This is a genomic window from Streptomyces sp. NPDC004561 (assembly GCF_053602155.1).
This window is the reverse complement of record NZ_JBSGDB010000515.1, coordinates 1-5,854: the sequence shown is the minus strand read 5'-3', so window position 1 is coordinate 5,854 and position 5,854 is coordinate 1. Positions and strand designations below refer to the sequence as shown.

Genomic DNA, 5,854 nt, shown 5'->3' with positions numbered 1-5,854 from the left:
GAACGGGCGGCCGCACCTCTCCAGGAGCGGCCGCCCGTGCTCGTACTCTCGTACAGGCCTCAGGAGCCTCCACGGGGCTTCTTCGAGGCGCCGTCGCCGGGTTCCAGCGCGTGGACGACCTCGGAGATGCGCGTGTAGACCCCGGGGCTCCCCGGGCGCCCACAGCCGCTGCCCCACGACACGAGACCGATCAGCCGGCCTCCGGCCACCAGCGGGCCGCCACTGTCCCCCTGACAGGCATCCGGGCCACCGGCGGCCTCGCCCGCACAGAGCATGGTGCCGGCCCGGTACACGCCGTCCGGACCACCCGGGTAGGCCCGGGAGCAGAGGTCGTCGGACAGCACGTGTACGCGCGCCGCGTGGAGCCGGTGCGCGTAGGCGCCACCGCCGGTCAGGTCACCCCAGCCGGAGACGAGGGCTTCCGTGCCCGGCGCGTAGGCCGGGTCGCCCGGGCCCGCCATGCCGACGACCGCACTCTGCGGCAGCGGCTCGGCGAGCGTGACGACGGCGAAGTCGCCGGAGTTCGTCGCGCTGTCGAAGCCCGGGTTGACCCGGACGTTCTGTACGGCGATCTCCTTGCCCCCGCTCGTCAGCAGGTCCGTGCGACCCTCGATGACCTTGAGGTCGCTCACGCGGTTCGGTGGCGCCCCGAGGACGTCGTCGGTCAGGCAGTGGGCCGCCGTGAGTACGGTGGTGCGTGCGACCGCGACACCGCCGCAGAACTGGCCTGCGCGCGTACCTCCGAACCGGTCACGGCTGGACAGGGCCACGGTCCACGGGGCCTGCGAGACGTCTATCGGGAACCCGCCGACCACCACGCTGTCGGCGGTCGCCGGAGCCGCGCCCACCAGGGGTATGGCGGTCAGGGTGGCCGCCATGACCAGCGGCCGGATCAGTACCCGGGCAATGGAACGGTGCATGCAGGCTCCTCACTCAGGGGTGGTGCTGGGACACCCAGAGTGATCCAACGTGCCGCCGCGCGCAGCCCGAAGGCCCGGCTCCCACGGAGGGAACCGGGCCTTCGTCGTCGTACGACCCGACCTAGTCGAGGTAGTCGCGCAGCACCTGCGAACGCGACGGGTGGCGCAGCTTCGACATGGTCTTGGACTCGATCTGGCGGATGCGCTCACGCGTCACGCCGTACACCTTGCCGATCTCGTCGAGGGTCTTCGGCTGACCGTCGGTGAGACCGAAGCGCATGGAGACGACGCCGGCCTCGCGCTCGGACAGGGTGTCCAGAACGGAGTGCAGCTGCTCCTGCAGAAGCGTGAAGCTGACGGCGTCGGCCGGGACGACTGCCTCGGAGTCCTCGATGAGGTCACCGAACTCGCTGTCGCCGTCCTCACCCAGGGGGGTGTGCAGCGAGATGGGCTCGCGGCCGTACTTCTGGACCTCGATGACCTTCTCCGGGGTCATGTCGAGTTCCTTGGCCAACTCCTCCGGGGTGGGCTCGCGGCCCAGGTCCTGGAGCATCTGGCGCTGCACGCGCGCGAGCTTGTTGATGACCTCGACCATGTGCACCGGGATACGGATGGTGCGGGCCTGGTCGGCCATGGCGCGGGTGATCGCCTGACGGATCCACCAGGTGGCGTACGTGGAGAACTTGTAGCCCTTGGTGTAGTCGAACTTCTCGACCGCGCGGATCAGACCGAGGTTGCCCTCCTGGATGAGGTCCAGGAAGAGCATGCCGCGGCCGGTGTAGCGCTTGGCCAGGGAGACCACCAGACGGAGGTTGGCCTCCAGGAGGTGGTTCTTGGCGCGGCGCCCGTCCTCGGCGATGATCTCCAGCTCGCGCTTGAGCTTGGGGGCGAGCTTGTCCGCGTTGGCCAGCTTGTCCTCGGCGAAGAGCCCGGCCTCGATGCGCTTGGCGAGCTCGACCTCCTGCTCGGCGTTGAGCAGGGGGACCTTGCCGATCTGCTTCAGGTAGTCCTTGACCGGGTCGGCGGTGGCACCGGCCGCGGCGACCTGCTGGGCGGGCGCGTCGTCCTCGTCCTCGTCGGACAGGACGAAGCCCGCGCTCTCGGCGCCCTCGGGCTCGTCGGCGACCTTGGTGTCCTCGAGAACCTCTTCTTCGAGAATCTCGCCGTCATCCTTCTTGGCCGTGGTCTTCTTGGCGGCCGTCTTCTTGGCGACGGTCTTCTTGGCGGCCGTCTTCTTGGCGGTCGTCGTCTTCTTCGCGGCCGCCTTCTTGGCGGCGGGGGCGGCTTCCTCGGCGGAATCGGCTGCGAGCGGAGCGGCGGGCGCCGCGGGGGCGTCCGTGCTGGCGGTGGCCTTCCTCGTGGTGGTCACCGTCTTCGCCGCGACCGTCTTGGTGGCGGTGCGCTTGGCCGGACTCTTCGCTGCGACGCTCTTTCGGGTGCGCTTGGGCTCTGCTGCACTGACCATCAGCGTCACACCCTCTTCCTCAAGAATCTGGTTGAGGCTGCGCAGTACGTTCTTCCACTGAGTGGCCGGAATCTGGTCAGCTTCGAAGGCCCGACGCACATCGTCGCCGGCGATCTGCCCCTCAGCCTTTCCCCGCTCAATGAGCGCCATGACAGAGACGGACTCGGCGATCTCCGGCGGGAGCGTACGGGATGTGCTGGCCGACACGAACAACCTCTCGGAACGTTGGAAAACGGCTTCCGGCACCGTCCACTGCGGACGGCAGCCGACCACCGGCCTGGGGGTGGCCGACGGCGCGGGCGGGGGCCGGGAAGATGCACAGCGCCTGGTATGGCGTCCGTATTCCCTCCGCGGCAGTCACCTATTAGGTCATCGCGCTGTTCCCACGAGCGTTACGCCCAATCTGCGTGGCCCGAGTCACACCCCGTAAGCAACCAAAAGCGGGCAGACATGGACAGAGGAGATCGCCGAAGGTATCGCTCCGGTCACGCCGTGATCACAACAGCCCGTCGCACCGCCGGACCCGCCGGACTCCAGAGGTCCGGCAGGGTCCGGCGACGGCCGGTACCCGGGCCCGGCGCGCCACGTACCACGAGGACGCCGCACACTGGCGACCGCACCCTGCGGAGCGCGTCAGTGCTCGCGCGGCGCGGGAACCACTCGCTCCACCTCGGGGTGGACCGTGAGCAGTTGCCGCATGGCCGTCTCCGCCGCGGTGCCGTCGCCGGTGCCGAGGGCGTCGACGATCCGCGCGTGCAGCGCGAGGGACGTCTCGTTCGGCCGGTCACAGCCGGTGACCGGGCCGCCCGAGACCTGCAGGGCGGCCGAGACGATGCCGGAGAGGTGCTCCAGCATGCGGTTGGCGGCGATCTGGATGAGCAGCGCGTGGAACTCGGTGTCGGCGCGCGAGTAGGTGAGCGCGTCGCCCTGCGCCATGGCGTGGCTCATGATCTCGACCATGTCGCACAGGCGCTGCTGCACCTCCTCGCGACCGTGCCCGGCGGCGAGACGGGCGGCGAGCGGCTCGATCGTCCAGCGCAGCTCGCTCAGCTCGCGGCGCTGGTCGTCGCGCTGGGGCCCGAAGGCCCGCCATTCGATGATGTCCGGGTCGAGGAGGTTCCAGTCGCTGACGGGACGCACACGCGTGCCGACGTTCGGGCGGGCGCTGACCAGGCCCTTGGCCTCCAGGACACGGAGGGACTCGCGGACGACGGTGCGGGAGACCTCGAAGCGCTGGCCGATCTCCTCGGGCACCAGCGGACGGTCCGCGCCCAGGTCACCTGAGACGATCATCTGACCCAGCTGCTGTACGAGTTGGCCGTGCAGTCCGCGTCCGCGACTGCCCGCGGCCCGCCGGCCCACCCGGCCCAGGTCGGCTTCACCTCCGTCCCAGGCGGGCGCTCCGACGCGTTCGGTCACCGGGGCCTCGGCGTAGGGGTAGCGGTCGAGTTCGCCCGGACCGACCAGACCGGAGTCTGCGGAGCGGGCGGCGGTCATCATGGTGTGCGCAAGGGTACTCACGGATCCTTTGTCGGCGTCGCTTCCAACTCCCTTGAGGTCTTTGGTGAAAAGCACACGAAAGGGTGATCGCTCACCCCGTCGCAATTGACGCCTTATCGGAAAGAAATGGGCTGTCCACGGGGAGTTGTGCGCACACCGGGACCTGAACCGGACGGATGGCGGTCATCGGGCTCTGCTGCGCAGTGTGGTGAGCAGATACGCGCAAAGCAGTGCGGCCAGCGACAACGTCAGTGCCTCGCCCATGGGTTGTGCGATGATCCGAGCCGTCGCGAGCAGGTAGCGGTCCCCTCCGAACGGCCACTGCAGCAGGTGCGCCTCCCGCAACCGCACCGGGAAATCGGCACCCATCCGCACCGCGGGGCCCCGCAGCGCCTCGTGCAGGAGCGGGGCGACGAGAACCGGCACGGCGAGGACGGACGCGAGGCCTCCCGAGGCGGACCGGAAGACACCTGCGGCCAGTACGCCGGCCCAGGCACAGGCGACCACAAGTGCGAACCAACTCGCGGTGAGCGAAAGCCAGTCCGCGGGAACTTGTGTGAGCTCCCGTCCGTAGACGATGTAGAGCACTTCGGCGTCGCAGCCCACGGTGAGGAAGGCCAGCAGCACCGCGGTGGCTCCGGAGACGAGGAGTTTCGCGGCCAGCAGCCCCAGCCGGCGGGGCACGGTGCCGCGGTCCGTCGCCAGGGCGGGGTGGCGGAACTCGTCCCCGAAGGCCAGCGCGCCGAGCAGCCCTGCCGCGAGCGCCGCGGGCGGCAGCGGCAGCTCCCGTGGCCACGCCGCGAACAGCCGCGCCTGCGGGGTGTGGCCGGCCCTGGCCAGCAGTACGGCGGTGAGTGCGGACACCACGAGCACGGCACCGCAGATGAGGAAGCCGGTGCCGATGCCGGCGGCGCGCCGAAGTTCGTAGCGCAGGGGACGGAGGGGACTGCGGGCGGGGCGGACCGAGATGGGAGGTGGCAGGGAGGACAGGGCGTCGCGGGTGCGTACGCCGCCTTTTCGGGCTCCGCGGGTGCGGACGCCGCCGGTGCGGGCGCCGCGGTCGGCCTTCGCCTGTCGGATGCCGGAACTCCTGGCCCCGGGCAGGCCGGTACGAGTTGCGGCCGCGTCCGGCTGGGAGATGCGCACGCCACCGGGCCGCGTCTCCGCGACCGACGACTTCTCGGATCGGCCGGCGTCGGGAACGGCGATCCGATCGGCGTCGAGGGTGCCCTCGGCACCCGCGAGCGCCTCGACAGGCTCCACCGGCGCGCCACCGGCCGACACTTCCTCGCCACCAGGCACGACGAAGCCCTCTGCCCGTGTCATGTCACTGCCTTCGGACTGCGGGTCGGTCGGCAGCGAGCCTTGGGGAGGCTGTCGGGGGTGATCCGTCACGGTTCGGTGACCGGGCGCTCTCCCGAGCGACGAAGGCTCACCCCCGACAACCCGCACCCGCTCCCCTGCCGAGAGAGCGGACAAGCTCTGCCCTTCCTCGACAGAGGGGCCGTCCGGCACAGCCGGCCTCCGCTCAGGCGAAGACCGGCCAGTCGCGGACTGCTCCCGTCCGTCCGACGCCATGCCCGCCGCAGCACCGTCCTCCACCGACGGAAGGTCTGGTGCCACGGTGCCCGGCTCGCCGGCGCAGGAGGCCGACACAGCAGCACCCCGTTCCACCGACGACAGCCTGGACACCGCTCTGGCGCCCCGGTCCACCGATGAGAAGTCTGCCGTGCGTCTGACGCCCCGTCCCGTCGACGTGACATCGGACGCCGGCCCGGCGCTTCGCTCGGCCGTGGACCAGTCAGCTCTCAAGGGCTCTTGCCGCGCCGCTGACGAGCCGAGCACCGGCGTGGCCGGCCCCGGTGCGGCGGTTCCCGTTTCCGCCGTCGACTGGGCGGGCACGAGTAGTTGCCGTCAGAGGGGCGACGTCCAGCGCGGACGTCTGATAAGCGACGATTTTGACCGATCT

Annotated in this window: 3 protein-coding genes and 1 pseudogene; all 4 read right to left on the bottom strand. The window is 70.5% G+C overall.

Features of this window, described 5'->3' with window-relative positions; translation table 11 throughout:
- Positions 1-59: 59 nt before the first annotated feature.
- Positions 60-920, bottom strand: a complete 861-nt coding sequence (locus ACWEN3_RS39415) for a serine protease (protein WP_452981437.1) — start codon at positions 918-920, stop codon at positions 60-62.
- A 121-nt stretch (positions 921-1,041) separates the two neighbouring features.
- On the bottom strand, positions 1,042-2,592 hold the full coding sequence (locus ACWEN3_RS39410; protein WP_452981434.1) for an RNA polymerase sigma factor: 1,551 nt from the start codon (positions 2,590-2,592) through the stop codon (positions 1,042-1,044).
- 426 nt (positions 2,593-3,018) lie between these two features.
- Entirely contained in the window at positions 3,019-3,906 is an 888-nt protein-coding gene (locus tag ACWEN3_RS39405) for a FadR/GntR family transcriptional regulator (protein WP_452981431.1), read from the bottom strand.
- Positions 3,907-4,068: 162 nt separating this feature from the next.
- Positions 4,069-4,875 (bottom strand): annotated as a pseudogene (locus ACWEN3_RS39400) (ABC transporter); the annotation flags it as partial.
- Positions 4,876-5,854: the final 979 nt, after the last annotated feature.

What these genes read in the sequence shown, in the direction of transcription:
- ACWEN3_RS39415 (WP_452981437.1), bottom strand. Translation starts at nt 920, where the DNA reads ATGCACCGTTCCATTGCCCGGGTACTGATCCGGCCGCTGGTCATGGCG.